Annotated in this window: 22 protein-coding genes; 4 read left to right on the top strand and 18 right to left on the bottom strand. The window is 63.4% G+C overall.

Features of this window, described 5'->3' with window-relative positions; genetic code table 11:
• Positions 1-67: 67 nt before the first annotated feature.
• The 12 genes from K420_RS0111035 to K420_RS0110980 form a co-directional block, all read right to left on the bottom strand.
• The gene (locus K420_RS0111035; RefSeq protein WP_027458113.1) at positions 68-2,422 is read right to left on the bottom strand and encodes an acyl-CoA dehydrogenase; all 2,355 of its coding nucleotides are present in this window, start codon (positions 2,420-2,422) and stop codon (positions 68-70) included.
• Positions 2,423-2,457: 35 nt separating this feature from the next.
• A complete protein-coding gene (locus K420_RS0111030; RefSeq protein ID WP_035855866.1) occupies positions 2,458-3,144 on the bottom strand; it encodes a TetR/AcrR family transcriptional regulator in 687 nt (228 codons plus the stop codon).
• Positions 3,145-3,235: 91 nt separating this feature from the next.
• Positions 3,236-6,259: a bifunctional diguanylate cyclase/phosphodiesterase gene (locus K420_RS20160; protein ID WP_084019631.1), complete on the bottom strand. Its 3,024-nt coding sequence runs from the start codon at positions 6,257-6,259 to the stop codon at positions 3,236-3,238.
• A gap of 44 nt (positions 6,260-6,303) precedes the next feature.
• Positions 6,304-6,843, bottom strand: coding sequence for a dihydrofolate reductase (locus K420_RS18785; protein ID WP_157275068.1), 540 nt, complete (start codon positions 6,841-6,843; stop codon positions 6,304-6,306).
• Positions 6,840-7,223, bottom strand: coding sequence for a dihydroneopterin aldolase (locus tag K420_RS0111015; RefSeq protein WP_027458111.1), 384 nt, complete (start codon positions 7,221-7,223; stop codon positions 6,840-6,842). The genes K420_RS18785 and K420_RS0111015 overlap by 4 nt, the downstream gene beginning before the upstream one ends.
• A 100-nt stretch (positions 7,224-7,323) precedes the next feature.
• Positions 7,324-7,728, bottom strand: coding sequence for a hypothetical protein (locus K420_RS18780; protein ID WP_051453085.1), 405 nt, complete (start codon positions 7,726-7,728; stop codon positions 7,324-7,326).
• A 31-nt stretch (positions 7,729-7,759) separates the two neighbouring features.
• Positions 7,760-7,984 (bottom strand): hypothetical protein, encoded by a 225-nt coding sequence (locus K420_RS20480; protein ID WP_157275067.1) that lies wholly within the window; start codon positions 7,982-7,984, stop codon positions 7,760-7,762.
• Positions 7,985-8,075: 91 nt separating this feature from the next.
• Positions 8,076-9,230: an iron-containing alcohol dehydrogenase gene (locus K420_RS0111000; protein WP_027458110.1), complete on the bottom strand. Its 1,155-nt coding sequence runs from the start codon at positions 9,228-9,230 to the stop codon at positions 8,076-8,078.
• 24 nt (positions 9,231-9,254) lie between these two features.
• The gene (locus tag K420_RS0110995) at positions 9,255-10,259 is read right to left on the bottom strand and encodes an LLM class flavin-dependent oxidoreductase (RefSeq protein WP_027458109.1); all 1,005 of its coding nucleotides are present in this window, start codon (positions 10,257-10,259) and stop codon (positions 9,255-9,257) included.
• Entirely contained in the window at positions 10,256-11,179 is a 924-nt protein-coding gene (locus tag K420_RS0110990; RefSeq protein WP_027458108.1) for a DMT family transporter, read from the bottom strand. The genes K420_RS0110995 and K420_RS0110990 overlap by 4 nt, the downstream gene beginning before the upstream one ends.
• Positions 11,180-11,241: 62 nt before the next feature.
• The gene (locus tag K420_RS0110985; RefSeq protein WP_027458107.1) at positions 11,242-12,324 is read right to left on the bottom strand and encodes an alkene reductase; all 1,083 of its coding nucleotides are present in this window, start codon (positions 12,322-12,324) and stop codon (positions 11,242-11,244) included.
• Positions 12,325-12,357: 33 nt separating this feature from the next.
• The gene (locus K420_RS0110980) at positions 12,358-12,942 is read right to left on the bottom strand and encodes a TetR/AcrR family transcriptional regulator (protein ID WP_027458106.1); all 585 of its coding nucleotides are present in this window, start codon (positions 12,940-12,942) and stop codon (positions 12,358-12,360) included.
• Positions 12,943-13,075: 133 nt separating this feature from the next.
• Between K420_RS0110980 and K420_RS18775 the strand changes: the two genes are divergently transcribed.
• Both K420_RS18775 and K420_RS0110970 read left to right on the top strand, forming a co-directional pair.
• Positions 13,076-13,768, top strand: a complete 693-nt coding sequence (locus K420_RS18775; protein WP_157275066.1) for a L,D-transpeptidase family protein — start codon at positions 13,076-13,078, stop codon at positions 13,766-13,768.
• Between the two features lie 57 nt (positions 13,769-13,825).
• Positions 13,826-15,070 (top strand): nucleoside recognition domain-containing protein, encoded by a 1,245-nt coding sequence (locus tag K420_RS0110970; RefSeq protein ID WP_027458105.1) that lies wholly within the window; start codon positions 13,826-13,828, stop codon positions 15,068-15,070.
• Here the strand turns inward: K420_RS0110970 and K420_RS0110965 are convergent.
• Positions 15,067-15,954 carry an alpha/beta fold hydrolase gene (locus K420_RS0110965; protein WP_035854741.1) on the bottom strand — a complete coding sequence of 296 codons (888 nt, stop codon included), beginning with the start codon at positions 15,952-15,954 and terminating at the stop codon, positions 15,067-15,069. The genes K420_RS0110970 and K420_RS0110965 overlap by 4 nt on opposite strands.
• Positions 15,955-16,060: 106 nt before the next feature.
• Here K420_RS0110965 and K420_RS0110960 point away from each other — a divergent pair, with 106 nt between their 5' ends.
• Together K420_RS0110960 and K420_RS18770 are read left to right on the top strand one after the other, a co-directional pair.
• On the top strand, positions 16,061-16,852 hold the full coding sequence (locus K420_RS0110960) for a class I SAM-dependent methyltransferase (RefSeq protein WP_035854740.1): 792 nt from the start codon (positions 16,061-16,063) through the stop codon (positions 16,850-16,852).
• 223 nt (positions 16,853-17,075) lie between these two features.
• A complete protein-coding gene (locus K420_RS18770; RefSeq protein ID WP_027458102.1) occupies positions 17,076-19,097 on the top strand; it encodes a methyl-accepting chemotaxis protein in 2,022 nt (673 codons plus the stop codon).
• 187 nt (positions 19,098-19,284) lie between these two features.
• On the opposite strand, the gene K420_RS0110950 is transcribed toward K420_RS18770, so the two are convergent.
• The 5 genes from K420_RS0110950 to odhB form a co-directional block, all read right to left on the bottom strand.
• Complete coding sequence (locus K420_RS0110950; RefSeq protein ID WP_027458101.1) at positions 19,285-19,551, bottom strand: hypothetical protein; 267 nt, start codon at positions 19,549-19,551, stop codon at positions 19,285-19,287.
• On the bottom strand, positions 19,548-20,354 hold the full coding sequence (locus K420_RS0110945; RefSeq protein WP_027458100.1) for a hypothetical protein: 807 nt from the start codon (positions 20,352-20,354) through the stop codon (positions 19,548-19,550). Before K420_RS0110945 ends, K420_RS0110950 begins: the two co-directional genes overlap by 4 nt.
• Positions 20,355-20,364: 10 nt before the next feature.
• The gene (gene zapE / locus K420_RS0110940) at positions 20,365-21,483 is read right to left on the bottom strand and encodes a cell division protein ZapE (protein ID WP_027458099.1); all 1,119 of its coding nucleotides are present in this window, start codon (positions 21,481-21,483) and stop codon (positions 20,365-20,367) included.
• 94 nt (positions 21,484-21,577) lie between these two features.
• Positions 21,578-23,002: a dihydrolipoyl dehydrogenase gene (lpdA, locus tag K420_RS0110935; RefSeq protein WP_027458098.1), complete on the bottom strand. Its 1,425-nt coding sequence runs from the start codon at positions 23,000-23,002 to the stop codon at positions 21,578-21,580.
• Between the two features lie 76 nt (positions 23,003-23,078).
• Positions 23,079-24,302, bottom strand: a complete 1,224-nt coding sequence (gene odhB, locus K420_RS0110930; RefSeq protein WP_027458097.1) for a 2-oxoglutarate dehydrogenase complex dihydrolipoyllysine-residue succinyltransferase — start codon at positions 24,300-24,302, stop codon at positions 23,079-23,081.
• Positions 24,303-24,304 lie beyond the last annotated feature (2 nt).

The following is a 24,304-nucleotide window of genomic DNA, read 5'->3' as shown; positions in this document are numbered from 1 at the left end:
GAAATTCATCGCGTGAATCTCCCGGCGTCACCTTGGCGTCTTCGCACTTTTGCGTCGAATCACGACCTCAGGCAGCCATCCGGCACTCGGCCGGCTTGTTGGCGGTGGCGACGTTGTAGTCGAACGGGAAATCATCGACGTGCACCACGATGTCGCGCAGGTGGTTGCGGCGCTTCATGATTTCGTATTCGGCTGCCGTGATGACACCTACCTCAAAGGCGACGATGGCGATATCGCGCACGTTGGCCTGCGGGTTGTTGTCGAAGCGGCCAGCCTTTTCGGCGGCGCGGATCTTGGCCTCGATCGGCTCGGCTTCCAGCGTTGCCTTGAGCGCCAGTTCGATGGCGCCGACCGGCTCGTTCTCGACCAGCGGCAGGAAGCATTCAGCCGTCAGGCGGTCGCGGGTAGCGGACGGCGCGATCAGCGACTTGGCAACCTGGTGGCCCACGTCGTCGGACGGCACGACGTACGGGTGCCCCCACGGGAAGATGATGCGATTCACCACACCGGCAATGACGCGCACCGGGAAGTTGGCGATGACGCCGTCGAAGGCCTGCTGTGCCTTGTACATGGCGTCCCAGATCGCCCAGTGCGCCAGCGCGGCGTCTTCCTTCTTGCGGCATTCGGCTTCGTAGCGCTTCAGCGTGCAGGAGATCAGGTACATCTGGGCCAGGATATCGCCTAGGCGAGCCGACAGCTTTTCGCGGCGCTTGACGCTACCGCCCAGCACGAGCAGCGACACGTCGGACAGGAAGGCAAAGGCGGCCGAGAAGCGGGTCAGTTGCTGGTAGTAACGCTTCATTTCCGGCGCCACGTCGGCATTGACGCTCACGAAGTGCGAGCCGGTCATGCCCAGCCACAGGGCGCGCAGGCAGTTCTTGATGGTGAAGCCGATGTGGCCAAACAACGCCTTGTCGAAATCGACCAGGCCCTTCTTCGCATCCGGATTCTGCGCCGCCTGCATTTCCGGCAGCAAATAGGGATGGCAACGGATCGCACCCTGACCGAAGATGATCAGCGAACGGGTCAGGATGTTGGCGCCTTCGACGGTAATCGCCACCGGCACCTGCTGGTAGGCGCGGCCGAGGAAGTTGTTGGGGCCGAGGCAGATGCCCTTGCCGCCGATGACATCCATGCCATCATTGACCACCTGGCGGGCGCGCTCCGTGACGTGGTACTTGGCGATGGCCGAAACCACGGAAGGCTTCTCGCCGAGATCGACGGCACCGGCCGTCATCTTGCGCACGGCATCCATCATGTAGGTGTAGGCACCGATGCGGGTCAACGCTTCCTCGACGCCTTCGAACTTGCCGACGGCCATCTTGAATTGCGAACGGACGCGGGCATAGCCGCCGACGGCACGCGCCGTCATCTGCGCCATGCCGGTGTTGGACGACGGCAGCGAAATGGAACGGCCGGCGGCCAGGCACTCCATCAGCATGCGCCAGCCCTGGCCGGCCATCTTCGGACCGCCAATGATGAAGTCCAGCGGCATGAAGACCTCCTTGCCGCGCGTCGGGCCGTTCATGAACATGGCGTTGAGCGGGAAATGGCGGCGACCGGTATCGACACCCGGATGGTCGTACGGCACCAGCGCACAGGTGATACCGATGTGCTTCTTGTCGCCGAGCAGGCCGTCCGGATCGAACAGGTGGAAGGCCAGGCCGAACACCGTGCACACCGGCGCCAGCGTGATGTAGCGCTTGTCCCAGGAAACACGCATGCCGAGCACTTCCTTGCCCTGGTACATGCCCTTGCAAACGACGCCGGTATCCGGAATCGACGCCGCATCGGAACCGGCCCACGGGCTGGTCAGCGCGAAAGCCGGCACCTCGATGCCCTTGGCCAGGCGCGGCAGGTAATGGTTCTTCTGTTCCTCGGTGCCGTAGTGCAGCAGCAGTTCGGCCGGGCCGAGCGAGTTGGGCACCATGACCGATACCGACAATGCGGAGGAACGCGTCGACAGCTTGGTCACCACCTGCGAATGGGCGTAAGCCGAGAACTCCAGGCCGCCGTACTTCTTCGGGATGATCATGCCGAGGAAGCCCTTTTCCTTGATGTAGCGCCAGGCTTCGTGTGGCAGGTCATAAAGTTCGTGCGTTACCTTCCAGTCATCGACCAGGCGGCAGGCTTCCTCGCACTCCTTGTCGAGGAAGGATTGCTCCTCAGCCGTCAGCTTGGGCACCGGATAGGCCTGCAGCTTCTGCCAGTCCGGCTTGCCACGGAAGAGCTCGCCTTCCCACCAGACGGTACCGGCTTCGAGCGCATCGCGCTCGGTATCCGACATCTGCGGCAACACCTTGCGGTAGGTGGAAAAAATGGGCCGGGTGATCAGCGCCCGGCGCAAAGGCCGAACGATGAACAACCCGGCCAAAACCACCAGGATGGTGATGCCCAGCAGAGGGATGGTGCTGTTGAACATGCTGTCTACTCCTTTTATGTCTTTTGTTGTGTCGATTACAAACCGTCGACGGCGGCGTCTTGAAACTGGGGCAAGGGGGCACGCAGGCCGCCAAGCAGGAAGGACATCAGGCGAGGCACCAGACGATCGAGGCGATCGGTGGCATCGGCTGCCTCGATCTGCCAGTCGGTGACCAGGCGCAGGGCATCGGTACCGGCAATGGCGTAGGAGGTCGCGCCGAGCATGAAATGGAAGCGCCAGACGATCTCGGCCTTGGGTACATCGGGCAAGGCCCGGAACAACTCCTCCTTGTAGCGATCCATGACCTCCTGGTACTCGTGGGCCAGGAAAGCGCGGATGAACTCGGACGGATCGGTCAGCGTGCGGCCCAGCAGGCGCAGGAAGGTCACCCCGCCGCGCTTTTCGTCACCCCCCATGCGGAGCAAGGTGCCGAAGAAGCCATCAACGATCTGCGACGGCTTGAGCGGCTTGCCACCGGCCTGAGCCTGCAGCGCGTGGAGCACGCGCATGCGCTCCTCGTTCAGCCAGTCGAGCCGACGTCGGAAGACCTCCTGCATCAAGGATTCCTTGGAACCGAAGTGGTAGTTCACCGCCGCCAGGTTGACCTGCGCCTCGCCGGTGATCTGGCGCATCGAGGTGCCTTCATAGCCGTGCGCCATGAACAGGCGCTCCGCTGCATCCAGAATGCGTTCGCGGGTATCTCCCGAGCGGGCTTCAGCCATCATCCTCTCCTATGATTCATACGTTCGTTTGAATCATAGGGAAAACAAAAACGCATTGCAAGCGTTTTTAACCGGGAGCCCGGAGCAACTTCTACACGGCCCGCCGCCGAATGAAATCGATGACCTGCTCCGCCGGAATCGGGCGGCTGAACAGGTAGCCCTGCCCCATATCGCAGCCAATGTGCTTCAGGTACTCCAGTTGTTCCTCGGTCTCGATACCTTCCGCCACCACCTTGAGGCCGAGGCTGTGCGCCAGGCCGATGGTCGCATCGCAGATGACCGATCCATCAGTGCTCTGACCGATCTCCTCGACAAAGGAACGGTCGAGCTTGAGGTGGTCGAGCGGGAACATGTGCAGATAACTCAGCGACGAATAGCCGGTGCCGAAATCGTCGATCGCAAGGCTCACTCCCATGTCGTGCAGCAGATCGAGGATGCGCACCGTTTCGGTCGGCTGTTCCATGGCCACCGACTCGGTGATCTCGAACATGACCTGCTCTGCAGGGAGGTCGTAGGCCTCGAGGATGCCACGCACCAGCAGCGGCAGGTTGCCGTTGCGCATCTGGATGGCGGAGATATTGATCGCCATGCGCAAGTCCGTCAGGCCGGCGGCACGGAATTCCGCCAGCTGCCGGCAGGCGGCCCACAGCACCCACTCGCCCAGCGGCTGGATGAGGCCGGTTTCCTCGGCCACGCCGATGAAGCGGGCCGGGGCCAGCAGGCCGCGCTCCGGATGCTGCCAGCGGACCAGCGCCTCGACACCGCGCACCCGGCCACTGGGCAACTCGATAACCGGCTGGTAATGCAGGCAGAACTCTTCGTTGGCCAGCGCCTGGCGCAGGCTGTGCTCGATCTTCAGCCGATCGACCGCGGCATCGTTCATCTTCTGGTCGAAGAACTGGAAGTTGTTCCGCCCCGCCATCTTGGCGTGATACATCGCGGCATCGGCGTTCTTCATCAGCGTTTCGCCATCCTGGCCATCGATTGGATAGATCGCGATGCCGATGCTGGGCGAGGTGTAGAGATCGAAGCCGCCAATCTGGTAGGAGCGGCCAATGTTGAAGACCAGCTTCTCGGCCACCACCGCCGTGGCGGAACTGTGTTCGATTCCGGTCAGCATGATGACGAATTCGTCGCCCCCCAGCCGGGCAACCACGTCGCTGTCGCGCACCGTCTCCTCCAGCCGACGGCCGACCTCGATCAGCAACTCGTCACCGACGTGATGGCCGAGCGTGTCGTTGATGACCTTGAAGCGGTCGAGATCGATGAACAGCAGGGCCACCCGCGAACCGTCCCGGCGGGCCGCGGCGAGCGCCTGGTCGAGGTGTCCCTTCAGGCTGAAGCGATTGAACAGGCCGGTCAGCACGTCGTGATGCGCAATGTGGTGCAGGCGCTCCTCGGCCGCCCGTTCGGAGGAGACGTCGGTAAAGTGCGCGACATAGTAGCGAACGCTGCCTTCTTCGTTCCGGATCACCGAGATCGACATCCACTTCGGATAGACGCCGCCATCCTTGCGCCGGTCCCAGATCTCGCCCTGCCAGAAACCCCGCTCGTTGAGACTGCTCCACAACTGCGCATACTCTTCCGGCGTCGTCCGGCCGGCTGACAGGAAGCTCGGATTGCGGCCGATCGCCTCGGCCGCCTCATAGCCGGTCAGTTCGGTAAAGGCCGGATTGACGGTGACGATCCGGTTATCGGCATCGGTGATCAGGATCGCCTCGCCGCTGTACTGGACGGCACTGGCCAGCAACTGCATCTGCGAACTCATTTCCTGCTCGGCCGTGACGTCCTGCGAGGTACCGATCACCTTGAGCGGAACACCACCGGCGCTCACCTCGAGTTCGCCGCACTCGAGCACATGCTTGATCCGCCCATCCGGCAGCAACAGCCGATGCTTCAGCATCATCGGCTGGCGCGTGGCGATCAGCTCTTCAAAACTTTTGTCGACCCGCTCCCGGTCATCGGGGTGCACATGCGCCATGAAGTCGGCGTACTGGGCAATCGGCTGGACCACTTCGGGAATTTCAAAAATGCGGAACAACTCGGCCGAACAACGCACTCGCCGCTCGGGCCATTCGATCTCCCAGCTACCCAGGCGGGCGATGCGTTGGGCCGCGTTCAGGCGCTCGTCGTTGCGGCGCAGCTCCTGTGTCACGGCCCGTTCGCGCCGCTGTGAGCGATACAAGCCGATGACCACCAGGATCAGGCCGACGTACAACACGCCACCAACCAATGCCACGAGCAACACGCGCTGGCCCCAGGCCGCCATGACATCCTCCTTGGCCAGCCCGGCCTGGACGAAGAAGGGGTAGCGCTCAAGCTGGCGAAAACCATAAACCCGTCGTACGCCATCGACCTGTGCGTTCAACTCGGCAATCCCGTGGCGCTCTCCCGCCTGCAGCCTGAGCAGGATCGGGTGCTGCGGGTCAAGTGGTCGGTTGAGTTCGCCAGGAACCGGCGGGTGGTGCACGACCAGCGCATGCAAGTCGCTGCGCCAGATGGCCAGCGCCCCGGCAGCCCCAACCCGCGCCGAGCGGAACAGCACCTCGAAATACGACAGCTCGATGGCGGCACTGATCACCCCGAGGAAACGCCCGTCGCGGGTACGCACCGCCCGCGACGCTACGAGCGCCGGCCGACCGGTGATGCGAGACATGAGCACTTCGGAAAAGACCAGGCCGGCCTCCGGATTTTCCTTCGGTATGCGGAAATACGAGCGATCGGCGATGTTGGTGTATTCGCCGCCACCGGAGCGATAGAGCAGATCTCCGGTCACGTTGATCACCCGGAAGCCAGCCACCTCGGGGAAGGCCTGGCGCATGCGCTCCAGTTCGCCCTCGATCGAGGCTCGGAAATGGTCCACCTCCGATGCCTCGTAGGCCTCGACAGGAACCCGTACCGCCAGATCGCCCAGCGTTGCCTCGACCCGGCGCAGCGTGGCGTCGAAACGGGCATCGAGCATCTCGGCCTGGCTGCTGGCCACCAGTTGCGCATCGGCCCAGACATCCCGATACGCCGACCACAGAACGTAGGCGAGCAGGAAGAAACCGCCGACCACCAAGGCAATCAGCGCAACCCACAGACGGTACCCATAGCGGGCGTTTTGCTCCGACATGGTCTCCTCTCGCCGTTTGTTATTGGACTTTCAGGACATTCTGCTCAGCCGGCAGCCAAATTGCAATCGGCGGCAGCCAGTGGCAAGGGGGCGAGCTGTCGGTACACCTGAAAACGACAGCGGACATCACTGGCAGTCTTGTGCTCCCGCAGCACCTGGACGATTTCGCTTTCCAGCGTCCAGGCACGCCAGTCCACCGCCTCAGGGAAGCGCGAATCGCCGATGTAGGATCCCTCGATCCGCGTCAGGTAGAAACGATGGCAATAGCGCCAGGCGGCGGCATAGAGCGAGGCACCGCCGATCACGAAAACCGGTTTGCCGGTGGCCAGTGCCGCCTGTAGCCCGGCCTCGACCGAATCGACGCGCCGGCAACCGGGGCGCACACTCAGCTCGTCGCGCCGCGACACGATGAAGGAATCCTCCGGAACGACATCCATCGACTCGTAGGTCAGGCGGCCAATCACCAGCGCCGCACCGGCCACGGTGCGTTCGAAATAGGCCAGTTCCTCGGGGATATCCCAGGGCAACCAGCCTTCCAGGCCGATCATCCCGTTCGCGGAGACGGCGCCGATGGCCGAGATCACGCCCGCATCCTTTGCCATTGCTCGCGTGTCATAGACAGGGAAATGGCCGGTGTACCCTGGCCGTTGTACACATGCGGCTTGTGCATGGAGATGAAGGCCGAGGTCACGATAGGCATGCCGAAAATGGCATCCATGACCTCCAGGATGCTCGATTCGAGGCATTCGCAATGCGCATTCTGTTCGAGCTTGCGGATAGCCAGGAAAATCACCTCGTAGTCGACCACCTGGCGGATGTCGTGCGGATCGGCGACGGCATCCATCGGCGCCCAGGCATCGGCATGCACCTGCACGGCCTGCGGCCCATGTTTCTCAAGCGGATTGCATCCGGTCCGCAACTGGATGGTGGCATCGACCGAGGCACACCAGTGATTGGCTAGCACGACTCAACTCCTTCACACGATTTCAACAGGTTCGAGACAATAACAAAGGCCACGAAAAAGGGCGCCCGAAGCGCCCTCGCATGGCCGGTATTTCAGCCCCTTAGGCCGTCACGTTAACCAGGGTTCCCGTTTCCTGACCAAAGGCATTGAGCACCGGGGCCAAGGCGGGGCTGGCCGGCGCGGCCGGGGCTGCCGGTTGCAGTATCTGGCTGATCTGCTGGCGCACGTCGTCGAACTGTGCCTGCAAGCCCTGCAGAGAATCGAGCGACGCCAAGTTACGCTTCGCCTCCCCCGCCTCGCTGCGGGCGGAATTGGATTCGACCTGCAGGCTGCGGGCCTTTTCCTGGGCGCGGTCGGCATCGCTTTGCGCCGACCGGGCCTGTTGTTGCAGGGAACGCGCCCGCTGCTCGGCCTGTTCAGCTGTGCGTTGGGCCTGTTGCTGCTGTAGCTGCGCCCACAGCGCACCGCTGACACCGGGCGAACCGGAGACGGAGGCGGCCGGCATTTCGCGTATCTGTCAGCTTAAAGCGTCACCTTCAGGCGACGACGTTGATCAGGGTGCCGGTTTGCTGCCCCTGGGCATTGACCACCGGGCGTGGTGCCTCTTCCTTGCGCTCGACGCGCTCCTCGGGTTTCGGCTGCTGTTCGGCCTGGCGGGTCTGCTGGGCTTGTTCGGCCTGCCGGGCCTGCTGCGCCTGGCTGGCCTGCACCCCGCTACCGGCGTAGGCGCTGATACTGGAAGTAACTGATTGGATAGCCATAATTCACCTCGACTGAAAACGGCTTGGACATACCGAACTTTATACTATTTCAGCAAAAACGCCAGAAACACCGACATTGAACCCAGTCGTTTCAAGCACACGCCGCCCGCACGATACGCTCCGTTTTGACGGCATCCACCTCGGCATGCGTTCCCAAGGCGGCATTGCCATGCGCCTGGACGGCCTGCCAGACGCGGTCGGCGGCATCGGGCTCGGTGATGCCGGCATCGCGCAGGTGCAACGGCATGCGCAGACTGCGGTAGAAAACCTCGAGTGCGGCGATGGTGTCCTCGGCACTCGGTGCAGCCAGACCGAAAACATGGCGCCCCAATTGCTCCAGCTTGGCGCGCTTGGGCTCGATCAACTCGCGCAGCAGCCAGGGCTGGACGATGCTGAGCGTGCGGCCGTGGTCGATGCCCCACAGCGCGGTCAGTTCGACCGCGATACGGTGCGTGATCCAGTCCTGCGGCACGCCGACGCCGATCACGCCGCACAGGGCCTGATTGGCCGCCCACATCAGGTTCTGCCGCCAGGCGTTGTCGTGGCGCTGGTCGAAGGTATCGGCCAGGGTCTTGAGCGCCTTCATCACCGCTTCGGCGTAACCGTCCTGCACCAGCGCCCCGACCGGATAGGTCAGGTACTGCTCGCAAACATGAACAAAGGCATCGACGATGCCGTTTTCCAGCTGGCGATCCGGCAGGCTGGCCATGACTTGCGGATTGAGGATGGCGAAGCGCGGCCGGGCCGGCGGCACGTAGAAGACCTTTTTCTGCTGCGTCGCCCGCTTGGTCACCACGGCCCCGACATTCGACTCCGAGCCGGTCGCCGGCAAGGTCAGCACGATGCCGACCGGCAGCGCCAGCCGGGGGACATGCTGGCCGCTGACGATGTCCCAACCATCGCCGTCATAGAGCGCAGCGCAGGCAATGAACTTGGCGCCATCGGATACCGAACCGCCACCGACGCCGAGAATGAAATCGACGCCCTGCTCGCGCACCAGCGCCACGGCCTGTTCCAGTGTTTCCAGCGTCGGGTTCGGTTCGACCCCCGCGAACTCGACGATCCGGCGCCCCGCCAGCGCTTGCGTGACCTGCTCGTAGACGCCATTGCGCTTGATCGAGCCGCCACCGTAGAGCAGCAGGACCCTGGCCTCGGGCGGAATCAGCTCACCCAGCTTGGCGAAGCTGTGGGTGCCGAAAACGATCTGGGTCGGGTTGCTGTAGTTGAAGTCGAACAGATGGGCCATCGTGGAGTTCCTCAAAAAGGCTGATCAGGACTGCCAGCAGACGTCGGCGGCGATTGACAGCGAGCGCTGGCGCAAGGCTGGATCAAAGATATCGCAAACGAACATGATTTCGTCCGCCCCGGTGGCGGCCAACAGATCGTTCAAACCAGCGCGAACGGTCTCCGGCCCGCCGATCACGGCCGCCCCGAGAAAGTCGGCGATCCCCGACCGCTCGCGCGGATGCAGGCTCTGCAAAAAGCCGGCGACCGGCGGCTGCAGGCAACCCCGATCGCCGCGCAAAATGCCGAGCACGCGCTGGAAGGTGCTGCTCGCCAGGAATTCCGCCTCCGCATCGGTCGGCGCCGCAATCAGCGGCACACCGATGACGACATAGGGCTGAGCGAGATGGGCAGATGGCTGGAAGCTACGGCGATAAATGTCGATAGCCTGGAGCAACATGGCCGGCGCGAAATGCGAGGCGAAGGCATAAGGCAAGCCGCGCTCGGCCGCCAGGCGGGCCGAGAACAGGCTGGAGCCGAGCAGCCAGATCGGCACTTCCGTCCCCGCCCCCGGCACGGCCACCACCGGCTGCCCCGGCTGTTGCGGGCCGAGCAGACGCTGCAATTCAGCCACCTCGCGCGGAAAATCGGCCTCCGTCTCGATGCGGTCGCGACGCAGGGCGCGCATGGTGACGGCATCGGTGCCCGGCGCCCGGCCCAGCCCGAGATCGATACGGCCGGGATACAACTCGGCCAGCGTGCCGAAGGCTTCGGCCACCACCAGCGGCGCGTGGTTGGGCAACATGATGCCGCCGGAACCGACCCGGATGCGCTGCGTGCCGCCGGCGATGTGGCCGACCAGCACGGCGGTCGCCGAGCTGGCGATGCCCGGCATGTTGTGGTGTTCGGCCAGCCAGTAGCGGGTGAACCCCAGGGCTTCGACGTGGCGGGCGTTGGCCAGCGAAAGCTGCAAGGCCTCGCCGACCGTGCCGCCTTGACGGACGGCGACCAGGTCGAGCATGGACAGGCGGATCTTGTTGCGCGAATTCATTTCTTCTCCCCGGCAAGATCACGATGGGCGCCCGGATTGCGCCGGCTGGCCGCCCAACTGAGCAGCGACAGCAAGACCAGCCCACTACCGATGAGCACGATGCCGGCCACCTCGGTCACCTTGAATTCCTCACCGAAGGTCAGGCGGGACGACAGGATGGCGACCACTGGCGTACCGAGCACCGACAGGCTGGCCTCCCAGGCCGGTACGCGATCAAGGATGTAGATCCACAGCCACCAGCACATCGCCGTACTGGCCACCGACATGAAGCCAAGGATGCCGACGTAGTGCGGCGTCCACTGGGTAGCCGGCTCGGCGACGAACAGGCTGAGCACGACCAGCGGAACGGCGCCGAGCACCATCTGCCAGGCGGTCAGCGTCAGCAGATCGACCGGCGTGGTGGCGCGCAGGCGCTTGATCAGGATCGTCCCGCTCGCCCAGCACAGCGCCGCCATCAAACCGAGGAACTTGCTGAACAGGCTGGCGTGCATGTCCCACGGTTCGATGATCATCAGCAACCCGGTCAGTGTGCTGGCGGCGGCCAGCCACTGCTTGCCGCGCACCCTTTCGCCGAGCAGCGGCCAGGCCAGCAGGAGCGTCCAGATCGGCATGGTGAAAATGAGCACCGCTGTCTTGCCCGGCCCGCCTTCGACCAGCGCCCAGGTCTGGAAAATCATGAAGCCGGCCACCTGGGTCAGGCCGACCCCCAGCGTCTGGAAGGGCGCCACCAATTTGAGTGGTTTGCCGATCAGCTTGAGGACGATGAGCAGCGACAGCGCCCCACCGACGCAGCGCTCGGCAGCGAAGGCAAAGGGCGGCGCGTATTGCAGGCCCTGTTTGGCGAGCACCCACGTGTAGCCCCAGGTCAGCGACAACACGACAAGTGCGATAGCCGGCAGCCAGCGGCGGTAGGAATGCATGCGTTTTCCCGGTTGCGCCCCGGCCGGGAAGGCCGACCGAGGCATGCTGGAAGGACAGGCGATCAGGCCGCCAGCGTCGGATAGTCGATGTAACCCTCGGCGCCGCCGCCATACAGCTTGTCGGCACGCAACTCGTTGAGGGTCGCGCCGTCACGCAAGCGGCGCACCAGATCGGGGTTGCTGATGAACGGCCGGCCGAAGGCAACCAGGTCAGCCTGGCCGTCGGCCACGGTCTGCAGCGCGAGATCGCGGCTGTAGCCGTTGTTGACCATCCACAGCCCCTTGAAGGTGCGACGCAGGGCGGCATAGTCGAAGGGCTTGCCGTCCGGCGTGCGCGTGCCGCCGGTCTCCCCTTCGATCACATGCAGGTAGGCCAGGCCGAAGGGCGCCAGTTGTTCAACGACATAGCCGTAGAGCGCCTGCGGGTTGCTGTCGAGCGGTGCCGTGAAGGTGGTCATCGGACTGAGGCGGATACCGGTGCGGCCAGCGCCGATTTCGCCGGTCACGGCCTGCACGACTTCGAGCAGCAGGCGGGCGCGATTCTCGATGCTGCCACCGTAGGGGCCGCTGCGGTCATTGACGCTGTCGCGCAGGAATTGCTCGATGAGGTAGGTGTTGGCGGCATGAATTTCCACACCGTCGAAACCGGCTGCGATGGCATTGCGGGCAGCGCGGCGGTAATCCTCGATCAGGCCGGGGATTTCATCGTCGCGCAGGGCGCGCGGCTGCGATACCGGCACAAAGCCGTCGCGCGTGAAGGTCGAGGCATTCGCCACCTGATCGGTCGACGACACCGGCACTTCACCGTCCGGCAGCAAGGAGGTGTGCGAGATGCGCCCGACGTGCCACAGTTGCAGCACGATCTTGCCGCCCTCGGCATGCACGGCCTGGGTCACGGATTGCCAGGCGGCAACCTGTTCGTCGTTCCAGATCCCCGGTGTGTCGAGATAGCCCTGCGCCGTCGGGCTGATCGGGCTGGCCTCGGCAATGATCAGGCCGGCCGTTGCTCGCTGGCGGTAGTACTCGACGGTCATCGGTCCCGGCTTGTTGCCTTCGACGGCACGGTTACGCGTCAGCGGTGCCATCGCAATGCGGTTGGCCAGGGCGATGTCGCCCAGTTGAATCGGATCGAACAAGGTGGTCATGCAAAGCTCCTATCGGAAAAGCGTTTCAGGAAATCAGGGCGACAGCATCGCCCGCGTGAAGGCCAGTGCACTGTCGAGCGCTGCGCCGTCGCGGTGCAGCTTGCCGAGCAGGCTGGCACCCAGCCACAACTGGTAAAGCACTTGCGCGCTGGCCAGGGGCTCCAGCGGCGGAATCGAACCATCGGCCACACCCTCGCCGATCACACGGGCGATGCGCTGCACGACCTGATCGGTGCCATCGCGCAAGGTGATGCGCATGGCATCCGACAGATCGGCCACCTCCCCCGCCAGCTTGACGACCAGGCATTTCTGCTCGGCGCAGGTGTCCACTTGCTTGTCGCGCCAGTGCTGCCAGTAGCGCATCAGACGCTCGCGCCCGCAGCCGGCTTCGGCGGCAAACAGGCCATCGAGATCGGCCAGATAACGGTCGAAATAATCCTGCAGCAGGGCCTGCCCGTACTGCTCCTTGGAGGCGAAGTAGTGATAGAACGAACCCTTCGGCACACCGGCGGTGGTCAGGATTTCATTCAGGCCGACACTGGCGAACCCTTTGCCGACGATGATGCGTTGGCCGGTTTCGAGAATGTGCTGGCGGGTATTGTCGTGGCGGGTATTCATGGCGCGATGGTCTCCGGCAAATTAGACCGGTCGTCTAGAAAAAGTTCCCTCGATTTTGAAAGGCCACCGAAACGCTTGGCCAATCACCCGGAAACGCCCTACCATTGGGCATTTCCAGCCGCTGCGATCGATCATGCCCGCCCCCCCTTCACCGTTCTCCGGATCACGGCAACTCGTTCGCGTTCTGGCTGCGGACTGGAACAGTACGCAAGCCACATTGCAGCGCTTCGTGAAGAATTCAACCAATGCCAAGTGGCAGGCCGTCGGCGATGCCATCCCCGTCACCCTCGGCCGCGGCGGACTGGCCTGGGGCCTCGGGCTGCATCCCGCCCCCGTCCATGACGGCGCAACCAAGCGCGAAGGCGACGGCTGCGCCCCGGCCGGCGTCTTCGCCCTCACCGCCCTGTTCGGCACGGCGGGTCCGGAAAGCCAACTGGCGCAATCGGCCGGCTTACCTTACCGCTGCGCGACGGGCGATCTCAAGTGCGTCGACGACCCAGGCTCCAGGCACTACAACCAGATCATCGATCAAACGGAGATCGCCGATATCGACTGGGCATCGTGCGAGGACATGCTTCGCCCCGATACGCGCTACGCCATCGGTGCCGTTGTCGGACACAACCCCGAGCACCGCCCGGGCGCCGGCTCCTGTATCTTCCTGCATGTCTGGCAGGATGCCACCACGCCGACCGCCGGCTGCACTGCGGCTGCGCAGGCCGACATGACCGCCGTCTGCACCTGGCTCGACGCCGCCGCACGGCCGCTGCTCGCCCAGTTACCGCAAGCCGAATACACCCGCTACCGGAAGGCCTGGGGGCTGCCGTGACAGCCCGGCCGTCGCCGATTAGACTGACGCCCTTTCCACCCGCCTGAACCCGCCCCCGTGCTCAACATCATCTGGGTCGCCTTCATCCTCGTCGGCTTCGTCGCCGCACTGGTGCAGACCCTGCAGGGCGACCTGGACATCTTTTCACGGGTACTGACCGGCCTGTTCGACACCGCGAAGACCGGCTTTGACATTTCGCTCGGCCTGGTCGGCGTCATGAGCCTGTGGCTGGGTATCATGAAGATCGGCGAGCGCGGCGGCCTGATCCAGCTCTTCGGGCGGCTGGTTGCCCCCTTCTTCCGCCGCGTCTTTCCCGACATCCCGCCCGGCCACCCGGCCAGCGGTAGCATCGTGATGAACTTCAGCGCCAACATGCTCGGCCTGGACAACGCCGCCACCCCGCTCGGCCTCAAGGCGATGCGCGAACTGCAGGAGATCAACCCGAAGCCCGACACGGCGAGCAACCCGATGATCATGTTCCTGGTGCTCAACACGGCCGGCATCACGCTGATCCCGACCTCGGTCATCGCCATCCGCCAGGCCATCGCGCTCAAGCAGGGGCTGGTTGGTTTCAACGCAGCCGACATCTTCCTGCCCACCCTGCTCGGCACCTTCGTTTCCTTCTGCGCCGGGCTGGTCGCCGTGGCAGTCTGGCAGCGCATCAACCTGCTCAGCCGCCCGGTGCTCACCTTCTTTGCCGGTTTCGCCGCGCTGATGGGCGGCCTCTACGCCTGGCTCGCCGGCCTGCCGCCCGAACGCATGGCACAGATGATCGGCCTGCTCGGTAGCGGCCTGATCGTCTCGCTGATCACCCTCTTCGTCGCCGTCGCCGCCTGGCGGCGCATCGATGTTTACGAAGCTTTCGTCGAAGGCGCCAAGGAGGGCTTCGGCGTTGCCGTGCAGATCATTCCCTACCTGATTGCCATGCTCGCCGCGATTTCCGTCTTCCGCACCACTGGCGGCATGGACTACCTGATCGGCGGCATCCGTACGGCGGTGCTCGCCTTGGGCCTGAACGCCGATTTCGTTCCCGCCCTGCCGGTCGGCCTGATGAAAACGCTCTCCGGCAGCGGTGCGCGCGGCCTGATGGTGGACGTGATGACCACCCACGGGGTCGATTCCTTTCCGGGGAAGCTGGCCGCGATCATCCAGGGCTCCACCGAAACCACCTTCTACGTACTGGCCGTCTATTTCGGCAGCGTGAATATCACCAAGACGCGCTACGCGCTGGCCTGCGGCCTGATCGCCGACGCGGTCGGGCTGGTCGGCGCCATCCTGATCGGCTACGCCTTCTACCACTAACGCGCCAGGAAGCCCTCCAGCAACTCAGCCACCCGCTCCGGCTGGTCGTGTTGCAGGTTGTGCCCGGCCTCGGCCACCGTCTCGACCCGGAGATCGGCAAAACAGCCCAGGCGCCGCCGATATTCCTCAGGTTCCTGGCCAAAGCGCATGTTCACGAACCCTTTTTCCGCTACCAGCATGAGCACGGGCGCCTGAATCCGGCGCCACGCCGCCATCGCATCCTCGATCCGGTACACGGCCGGCGACGCTACCTTGTGCCAGGGGTCACAGGCCATTTCAACCTGCCCATCCGGCAAGGTCCGGCTCACCGCATGCGACAGGAACTCGGCCCGCGCCAGCGTCAGCCGGGGATTGGCGAAGCGCAGGCGGCGGGCCAGCGCGGCATGGGCGGGATAGGTGCGCAGGCGTGGTTCTTCGCCGATTTCATCGAGCCATTTACCCAGTTGGGTCGGCGCATCGATGGCCGGGTCCGGTTTGAGGCCGAGAAAATCCAGCATGGCCAGCCGCGCCACCCGCTGCGGCCGCAGGGCGGCATAGGTTGCGGCGATGTTGGCCCCCATGCTGTGGCCGACCAGTTGCGCCGGTCCGCCCGGCGAATAATGCTGCAGCAGGGCGTCCAGATCGGCGTAGTAATCGGGGAACCAGTACGGCCGACCCAGCCATTCGCTCGCGCCATAGCCCCGCCAGTCCGGCGCAATCACATGCCAATCCTGGCGTAGCGCGTCGACGACGAACTGGAAGGTCGCCGAGGCATCCATCCAGCCGTGCAGCAGGAAAACCGGCGGTGCATCGGCCGGCCCCCACTGGCGAACGTTGTAACGTAAACCGCGGATCTCGATGCATTCGGTGGTGCTGGGTAACACGGCAGAACTCCCTGGCGGCATGGCAAAGTTGCTAATTTACCCTCGATTCTCCCCGGCCATCGCGGCCAGCCGCCGCTCGGGCGGCTGTTACAATGCCGGCCGCTCCCCGCCCACCACCCCGTCGACGATGCCAAACCCGCAAACCGCCGCCCCTGGCGCGACGATCATTCGCGTCGAGGCCCTCTCTCCGGCCCTCACCGAAACCGCCCGCCATCTCGCCACGCAACTCGGCCTGCCCTTCGGCGGGGAGGCCGGGTTCAGCCTGCAATGGGGTGGCAACGGCCTGCAACTTCAAGAACTGGGCCCTGGCGCCGCCGGGCCGGTGCGGGTCGATTTCGTCGAAGGCGCCCTGGCCCACCGTCGCCTGCAAGGCGGTGGCAGCGGCCAGATGATCGCCAAGGCCGTCGGCATCCAGCCCGGCGTCCGGCCGACTATTCTCGATGCGACCGCCGGTCTTGGTCGGGACGCCTTCGTCTTCGCCCAGCTCGGTTGTGAGGTCTCGCTGATCGAGCGCCAACCCATCGTCGCCGCCCTGCTGGCCGACGGCCTGCGGCGCGCCGCGAACGATGCCGACGTGGGCCCCATCGCCCAGCGCATGCACCTGCAACAGGGGAACGCCATCGCGCTGATGCAGTCCTGGCCAGGCGAAGCCCCCCAGGTCATCTACCTCGACCCGATGTTCCCGCACCGCGACAAGAGCGCGCTGGTCAAGAAGGAAATGCGCGTCTTTCGTCCGCTGGTCGGCGATGACGACGATGCGCCGCAACTCTTGCAGGCTGCCCTCGCCCTGGCCAGCCACCGGGTCGTCGTCAAACGCCCCCGCAAGGCCCCCTGCATTGCCGGGGCTCCGCCCAGCTACACATTAGAAGGCAAGTCCAGCCGTTTTGACATCTACGCCTTCAAATCGCTGAAGGCTTGAAGCGTCTTGCCGGTCGCCCCAAAATTAACAATCTTTTCAAATAGCAAAATCACACACCCAACCACGATGGTGTTATTTTTGCTATTTACATTTGGCTAAGCCGAGCCTATATTAGAGATGCTTAAAGCTTCAAAAACACAAAGGGCACAACGGCGTTAACGCTTCCCAAAAGCGGTCGCACGGGGTGCGCTGCAAGCTACATCGACTGCTCGGGGGAGCCATCATGTTGAACCGTCATTCCATCCGATTTCGCATCGCCATCATCGTCTCGCTGGCGATCACCGTCTCGCTGGGCGGCTTTGCCCTGTTCCTGACGTCGGAAATCCACGAGGTCAACGAGCGCGAAGAGACCGCCAAGCTGAAGAGCACCAACGACCTGCTACGCGACATCATCGCCCAGACCGACTCGATCCTGCTTCAGCAGACTGAGGCTTGGGCGCACGCCTTCGACACGGTGATGAGCGGCACCTTCACCCTTGAGGCGGGCGACACGCCCATCCTCAAGCTGAATGGCTCTACCCTCAATGGCTCAACCCGCCAAGTCGATGATTTCTACCAATCGAGCAACGGCAACGTCGCCACCATCTTCGTCCGTCAGGGTGACGATTTCCTCCGCATCGCCACCTCGGTCAAGAAGGAAGACGGCAGCCGCGCCATCGGCACCAAACTGGGTAGCGGCCATCCGGCCTACGCCAGCATCCGTAGCGGCAAGGCCTATAGTGGCAAGGCCACACTGTTCGGCCGCGACTACATGACCAAGTACACGCCGATCCTCGACGCGAAGAAGGAAATCATCGGCCTGCTCTTCGTCGGCATCGCGATCGGGGACTCGCTGGAGCATATCAAGCAGACCATCCGCTCGGTCAAGTTCGGTCAATCCGGGTACACCTACGTGCTGGACGGCAAGCCGGGGCCAACTGCCGGCACCCTGATCGTTCACCGTGACCAGGAGGGCAAGAACGTTGCCGATTCCACCGATCACGACGGCCGCCCCTTCATCAAAGAAATGCTCGACAAACGCAGCGGCCTGATCATCTATCCGTGGCTCGACAAGAGCGGCAACGACAGCCGCCTGCGCGAAAAGATCGTCGTTTTCGACGAATACAAGAGTTGGGACTGGATTATTGCTTCCGGTAACTATACCGATGAGGTGTTCAGCCTCGCTTACCATACCCGTAACATCATGATCACCGCCACGGTGGCGCTGACTGTGCTGTTGCTCGGCATCCTGATCTTCTTCCTGAACCGCATCGTCGCCGCACCGCTGAGCGAACTGGTCGCCACCTCGCAGCAGATCGCCGATGGCGACCTGACCGTCCGTCTGCAGGACGACCGCAAGGATGAAGTCGGGCTGGTCATGCGCGCCATGCACGAAATGGTCACCCGACTCAGCGCCGTCATCGGCCAGGTCCGCACGGCAGCCGACACGATCAGCACGGCCTCGCAGAACCTCTCGGTAACGACCAGCGAAATCAGCATCGCGACCGAACGTCAGGCCCAATCGACGGCTTCCTCGGCCGCCTCGCTGGAAGAGGTCACGGTCAGCATCAACGAGGTCTCCAACCTGGCGACGGCGACCGAGGCCAGTTCCAAGCACACCGCCAACCTGTCCGGACAGAGCGTTTCGGCCATCCATCTGGCGGTCGAGGAGATCGAGGCGATGGCTGGCGAAGTCGGCAAGACCTCGCAACAGGTCGGCCGCTTGATGACCCGTTCGGAAGAAATCGGCGGTATCGCCAGCGTCATTCGCGAAATCGCCGACCAGACCAACCTGCTCGCCCTCAATGCCGCCATCGAGGCGGCCCGGGCTGGCGAACAGGGACGCGGCTTCGCGGTCGTCGCCGACGAGGTCCGCAAACTGGCAGAACGTACTACCAAGGCGACGCATGAGATCGCCACGCTGATCGCCCAGACCCAGCAGGAAACGCGGGAGACGGTCGAAGGGATCGAACACATCGGCCCGAAAATCAACGATGGGCTGCAAAAGGTGAATGCCGTGTCCGGCATGCTCGACAACATCGCCCACGAGGCCGAAGAATCGATGAACCGCGCTGTCGAAGTCGCCGATGCGACCCGCGAGCAAGCGATCGCCGCCAATACGATCGCCTCGAATGTCGAGCAGATCGCCCAAATGACGGAGGAAACCGCGGCAACCATCCATGCCAACGCGGAAAGCGCTGCCCAGCTTCAGGAGATGGCAGCCCGTCTGCGTGACCAGGTTGCCTACTTCAAGGTCGGCGCCTAGCCGTCGTAGCCACCCTTGCTGCAACCGCAAAATGGCCCGAAAACCATCACAGAAGTGGTTTGTTACAAATTGCTACAAACAAATTGCTGCAATGCACAAACCAATTCTGGATAATGAGCCCTTGTCTCCTCCAACCTCCCTAACCGGATTGGATTTAATGCCCGCCGCGTGCGGGCATTTTTTTGCCTTACGACCCTTGCTCGCCGTCGACTTCATCCATGGGTGGCAGCACAGGCTGTGGAACACTGGTTGCGTACAGCACGCCGGCGCAGCAACCAAAGAAGGCAACGGCCGCCGCCATGCTGGGCGTCCAGGTATCCGCCATGCCACGCGTGTAAAGAAACCAGAAGAACGCGATGGCAGCCGGCAACATCAGCAGCCCGCATAGCACGGCGCAAACCAGCGCAATCTTGTGTCCGATATGGCGCGGCTTGCGCACGATGTCTTCGCTCATTCAGTTTCCTCGACTTTCAACCAGATGGAGCGATTGTCACGGGCATCGCCGGTCCCGACGCTGAATGCGCCACCCTGTTGGCCAACCGCCTGACGGCCGCTGCCCCCCAGTTCTATCCATTCGCCCAGTGCACCGGAAACCGTCGTCGCCAGGCGCTGGGAACTGACCGCTCCGCGGCCATGGGCTGGCTCGAAGCTTTCTGCCTGCTGGGAAATCTCCAGCGTCACCCGCTGGCCATTGACCCGGGGGGTCGCATAAAAGCCGCTGCCAATATCCCGGAAGATGACACCTTCCTGGACCATCACACCGCCCGGGCCAACGATGGTCTGCCGCATCGGCACCGCGAGCGAGCGGCCGACCTGAATGAAGGCCCGGCCGCCTTCGACGGTCTGCACCATCTGTGCGGCATTCTCACCTCGTACACTGCGGGTATCCCAGACTGTTGCACCGACCTGGCTGCGCCGGGTACTGCCCAGCGTGACCTGACCGCTGACCTCGCCCCCCCGCGCGCCTTCCTCAGCCTGGCGGTTCTGGGCAATGCGGATGATCAGGCGGCGGGCCGGCTTGTCCAGCGCGGCGAGTGCCCGCTTGATTTCCTCCCGGTTGCGCGACGATGCCTTCAGGAAAAGCTGGTCATTCATTCCGGTCAGCGTGCCACCCGGCTCGACCAGGGGCAGCAGTGCAGGCAGCACCTCGTCTACCGTCTTGCTGCGCAGGGGGATGATTTCCATCTGCTGGGCAGCGACCACGGCGCACCACAGGCCGAGCATGCCGGCCAGGAAAAGCTCTCGAACACGCCTCATCGTTCGCTCCTCATTCGGACGGAATATGCGGCAAGGCCAGGTATTCCTTGGAATTCATTTCGGTCAGGCGACTGACCGTCCGCTTGAACTCGCTGGCCTGGGTGCCCTCGGTATAGAGATCCTCGGCCGCACAGTCGGCGGTGGCGATCAGTTTGACCTTGTGATCGTAGAAGACATCGACCAGCCAGGTAAAGCGCCGGGCCTCCGAAGCCTGGTGCACGGTCATCTTCGGAATGTGCGACAGCAGCACGGTGTGGTAGCTGCGCGATACTTCGAGGTAATCGTTCTGCGAACGCGGTCCGCCGCAGAGGGTACGAAAATCGAACCAGATCACCCCGTTGCCGCGCCGGATGGTGTCGATGTTGCGCCCCAGCACCTCGATATGCCCGCCCTTCCTGCCTTCCTCGCCAGCCACCATCCTGAAGTACTCCAGCATCTTGGCTTCGGCCGCGTCGTCCGAGGGATAGTGGTAGATCTCGACCTGCTCCAGCGCCCGCAAGCGGTAGTCAATACCGGCCTCGACCTCGAACACGTCAAGATGCTTCTTCAGCAGGGCAATCGTCGGCAGAAAGCTCTCGCGATGCAGGCCGTTCGGGTAGAGCAGGTCCGGCGGGTAGTTCGAAGTCATCACGATGATGACCCCCTTGGCGAACAGGCCATCCATCAGTCGGCCAAGAATCATCGCATCGGCAATGTCGGAGACATGGAATTCGTCAAAGCAGAGCAGTCGGACGTCCTTGGCCACCTGTTCGGCAACCTTCAGCATCGGGTCAGGCTCCCCCTTGTACTTGTCGAGGTCGCGATGAATCTGCTGCATGAAGGCGTGAAAGTGGATGCGCTTCTTGCGGCGGTACGGAACCGAATCGTAGAAGCAATCCATCAGGAAGCTCTTGCCACGCCCCACGCCACCCCAGAAATACACGCCTTTCGGCGGCTTGGGTGGAGACAGGAGGCGCTTGAAGGTATTCCCCCGGTTCACTTTGAAGGCCAGCAGGTTGGTATACAAGGCTTGCAGGGCAGTCGCCGCCGTCATCTGCGCGGCATCGGCAACATAGCCCCGGGCATCGAGCAAGGCAGTATAGGCGTCGAGCATGCCCTGGGCGGCGACGTTGAGTTTCTTGTGCGGCATCGGCGGTGATTCTGTCGGGGGAAAAGCGTCTATTTTCGCAAATAAATAAAAAAGGCGGGTGCATGACCCGCCTTTGTCGTTCGACCGAAACCGGTCAGAAGTTCAGCGTCCGCTTATCGCAACCCAATGCGGCTTCATGCACGGTTTCCGACAGGGTCGGGTGAGCGTGGCAGATACGGGCCAGGTCTTCGGAGGCACCGCCGAATTCCATCGCAACAACGGCTTCGGCGATGATTTCGGAAGCGTTGGCGCCGATGATGTGCACGCCAAGGATGCGGTCGGTCTTCTTGCAGGCCAGCATCTTGACGAAGCCGGACGGATCGCCCATGCCCAGGGCACGGCCGTTGGCCAGGAACGGCACCTTGCCAACCTTGTACTCGACGCCTTCGGCCTTGAGCGCTTGCTCGGTCTTGCCGACCCAGGCGATTTCCGGCGAGGTGTAGATGACCCAGGGAATGGTGTCGAAGTTGCAGTGACCGGCCTGGCCAGCCATCAGCTCGGCAACCATGACGCCTTCTTCGTGAGCCTTGTGGGCCAGCATCGGGCCGCGCACCACGTCGCCAATCGCCCAGACGCCCGGCAGGTTGGTCTGGCAGTGGCCATCGACTTCAACGAAGCCGCGGGCATCGAGCTTGAGGCCAACGCCTTCGGCATTCAGGCCGTCGGTGTTCGGGATACGACCGATGGAGACGATCAGGCGGTCGGCATCCAACTTCTGGGCCTTGCCGTCCTTGTCTTCGTAAGCGATCGAGACGCCCTTCTTGCTCGTCTTGATGTCGCCGATCTTGACGCCCATCTGGATGTTCAGACCTTGCTTGGTGAACAGCTTCTGGGCTTCCTTGGCGACATCGACGTCAGCCGCCGCCAGGAAGTCAGGCATGGCTTCGAGGATGGTGACTTCGGCACCGACGCGACGCCAGACCGAACCCATTTCCAGACCGATGACGCCGGCACCGATGATGGCCAGCTTCTTCGGCACGGATTCCTGGTTCAGGGCACCTTCGTTGTCCATGACGATCTTCTGGTCGACCGCAACGTTCGGCAGGTGACGGGCCTTGGAGCCGGTGGCGACGATGACCTGCTTGGCCAGCACTTCCTCGGCGCCAACCTTGACCTTCCAGTAATCGCCTTCCTTGCCGACGAAGGAACCGTGCCCCGGCAGGAAAGTGACCTTGTTCTTCTTCAGCAGCATCTTGATGCCGCCGGTCAGCTGATTGACCACGCCATCCTTGCGCGCCTTCATGGTCGGCACATCGATGGTGGCCTTGCCGACCTTGATGCCCTGGGCTTCGAAGCTATGGTTGGCTTCTTCGAACAGGTGCGAGGTGTGCAGCAGTGCCTTGGACGGGATGCAGCCGACGTTCAGGCAGGTGCCGCCAAGACGCGGCTCGCCCTTCGGGTCGGCGTAGGGATTGGATTCGGCACAGGCAGCCGAGAAACCGAGTTGGGAAGCGCGAATGGCTGCGATGTAACCGCCGGGGCCGCCACCGATAACGAGCACGTCAAATTGCTTGGACATGTGTAAACCTTTCAGTATTCAGATGTGCAAAGGCGCCAGCGCCCTTGTGCAGGGAACTGGCGCCGGCAAGCGTCGATTAGACGCCGAGCAGCAGGCGGGACGGATCTTCCAGCGCTTCCTTCATGGTCACCAGACCGAGGACGGCTTCGCGGCCGTCGATGATGCGGTGATCATAGGACATGGCGAGGTAGTTCATCGGACGGACGACGATCTGACCGTTCTCGACCACGGCACGATCCTTGGTGGCGTGAATACCGAGGATGGCGGACTGCGGCGGGTTGATGATCGGGGTCGACATCATCGAGCCGAAGATACCGCCGTTGGAGATGGAGAAGGTGCCGCCAGTCAGGTCCTCGATGGAAATCTTGCCATCCTTGGCCTTGGCACCGAAGTCGGCGATCTGCTTCTCGATTTCGGCGATGCTCATCTGGTCAGCGTTACGGATGATCGGCACAACCAGGCCGCGCGGCGAACCGACGGCAATACCGATGTCGATAAAGCCGTGATAGACGATGTCGTTACCGTCGACCGAAGCATTCAGGATCGGGAACTTCTGCAGGGCAGCGCAAGCGGCCTTGACGAAGAAACCCATGAAGCCGAGGCGAACGCCGTGGGTCTTTTCGAACTTCTCGCCGTACTGCTTGCGCAGGGCCATGATCGGCGCCATGTTCACTTCGTTGAACGTGGTCAGGATGGCGTTGGTCTGCTGGGATTGCAGCAGGCGCTCGGCGATACGGGCACGCAGGCGGGTCATCGGCACGCGTTGCTCGGTGCGCTCGCCCAAGGCAACGTTGGTGGCCGGCGCAGCGATGGCTGCAGCCGGCTGGGCAGCCGGCGAAGCCGGGATGGCCTTCGGCGCAGCGGCAACGGCATCTTCCTTGGTGACGCGACCACCACGACCGGAACCAGCGACGTCAGCGGCAGCAATGCCCTTCTCGTCAAGGATCTTGCGGGCAGCCGGGCTGGCCGTACCCGCCGCAGCGGCCGGGGCGGCAGCAGCCGGTGCCGGAGCAGCAGCCTTCGGCGCTTCGGCGGCCGGGGCGGCGGCACCTGCGGTTGCAGCGGTGTCGATCCGGGCGATCAACTCGCCGGAAACAACGGTTTCGCCATCACCCTTGATGATTTCGACCAGTACGCCAGCACCCGGCGACGGGACTTCCAGCACAACCTTGTCGGTCTCGATATCGATCAGGATTTCATCGCGAGCAACGGCTTCGCCAATCTTCTTCTTCCACGATGCCAGCGTGCCTTCGGCGACGGACTCGGACAACTGGGGGACTTGAACTTCGATAATGCTCATGG

This window comes from Dechloromonas agitata is5 (assembly GCF_000519045.1).
Lineage (GTDB): Bacteria > Pseudomonadota > Gammaproteobacteria > Burkholderiales > Rhodocyclaceae > Azonexus > Azonexus agitatus.
Note: the sequence above shows the minus strand (reverse complement) of the source record. Positions and strands in the feature narration are given on the sequence as shown.

Excerpts from the sequence above, each read along its gene's own strand:
- K420_RS0111035 (WP_027458113.1), bottom strand. The coding sequence starts at position 2,422 with ATGTTCAACAGCACCATCCCTCTGCTGGGCATCACCATCCTGGTGGTT.
- K420_RS0111030 (WP_035855866.1), bottom strand. The coding sequence starts at position 3,144 with ATGGCTGAAGCCCGCTCGGGAGATACCCGCGAACGCATTCTGGATGCA.
- K420_RS20160 (WP_084019631.1), bottom strand. The coding sequence starts at position 6,259 with ATGTCGGAGCAAAACGCCCGCTATGGGTACCGTCTGTGGGTTGCGCTG.
- K420_RS18780 (WP_051453085.1), bottom strand. The coding sequence starts at position 7,728 with ATGCCGGCCGCCTCCGTCTCCGGTTCGCCCGGTGTCAGCGGTGCGCTG.
- K420_RS20480 (WP_157275067.1), bottom strand. The coding sequence starts at position 7,984 with ATGGCTATCCAATCAGTTACTTCCAGTATCAGCGCCTACGCCGGTAGC.
- K420_RS0111000 (WP_027458110.1), bottom strand. The coding sequence starts at position 9,230 with ATGGCCCATCTGTTCGACTTCAACTACAGCAACCCGACCCAGATCGTT.
- K420_RS0110995 (WP_027458109.1), bottom strand. The coding sequence starts at position 10,259 with ATGAATTCGCGCAACAAGATCCGCCTGTCCATGCTCGACCTGGTCGCC.
- K420_RS0110990 (WP_027458108.1), bottom strand. The coding sequence starts at position 11,179 with ATGCATTCCTACCGCCGCTGGCTGCCGGCTATCGCACTTGTCGTGTTG.
- K420_RS0110985 (WP_027458107.1), bottom strand. The coding sequence starts at position 12,324 with ATGACCACCTTGTTCGATCCGATTCAACTGGGCGACATCGCCCTGGCC.
- K420_RS0110980 (WP_027458106.1), bottom strand. The coding sequence starts at position 12,942 with ATGAATACCCGCCACGACAATACCCGCCAGCACATTCTCGAAACCGGC.
- K420_RS18775 (WP_157275066.1), top strand. The coding sequence starts at position 13,076 with ATGCCCGCCCCCCCTTCACCGTTCTCCGGATCACGGCAACTCGTTCGC.
- K420_RS0110965 (WP_035854741.1), bottom strand. The coding sequence starts at position 15,954 with ATGCCGCCAGGGAGTTCTGCCGTGTTACCCAGCACCACCGAATGCATC.
- K420_RS0110960 (WP_035854740.1), top strand. The coding sequence starts at position 16,061 with ATGCCAAACCCGCAAACCGCCGCCCCTGGCGCGACGATCATTCGCGTC.
- K420_RS18770 (WP_027458102.1), top strand. The coding sequence starts at position 17,076 with ATGTTGAACCGTCATTCCATCCGATTTCGCATCGCCATCATCGTCTCG.
- K420_RS0110950 (WP_027458101.1), bottom strand. The coding sequence starts at position 19,551 with ATGAGCGAAGACATCGTGCGCAAGCCGCGCCATATCGGACACAAGATT.
- K420_RS0110945 (WP_027458100.1), bottom strand. The coding sequence starts at position 20,354 with ATGAGGCGTGTTCGAGAGCTTTTCCTGGCCGGCATGCTCGGCCTGTGG.
- zapE (WP_027458099.1), bottom strand. The coding sequence starts at position 21,483 with ATGCCGCACAAGAAACTCAACGTCGCCGCCCAGGGCATGCTCGACGCC.
- lpdA (WP_027458098.1), bottom strand. The coding sequence starts at position 23,002 with ATGTCCAAGCAATTTGACGTGCTCGTTATCGGTGGCGGCCCCGGCGGT.
- odhB (WP_027458097.1), bottom strand. The coding sequence starts at position 24,302 with ATGAGCATTATCGAAGTTCAAGTCCCCCAGTTGTCCGAGTCCGTCGCC.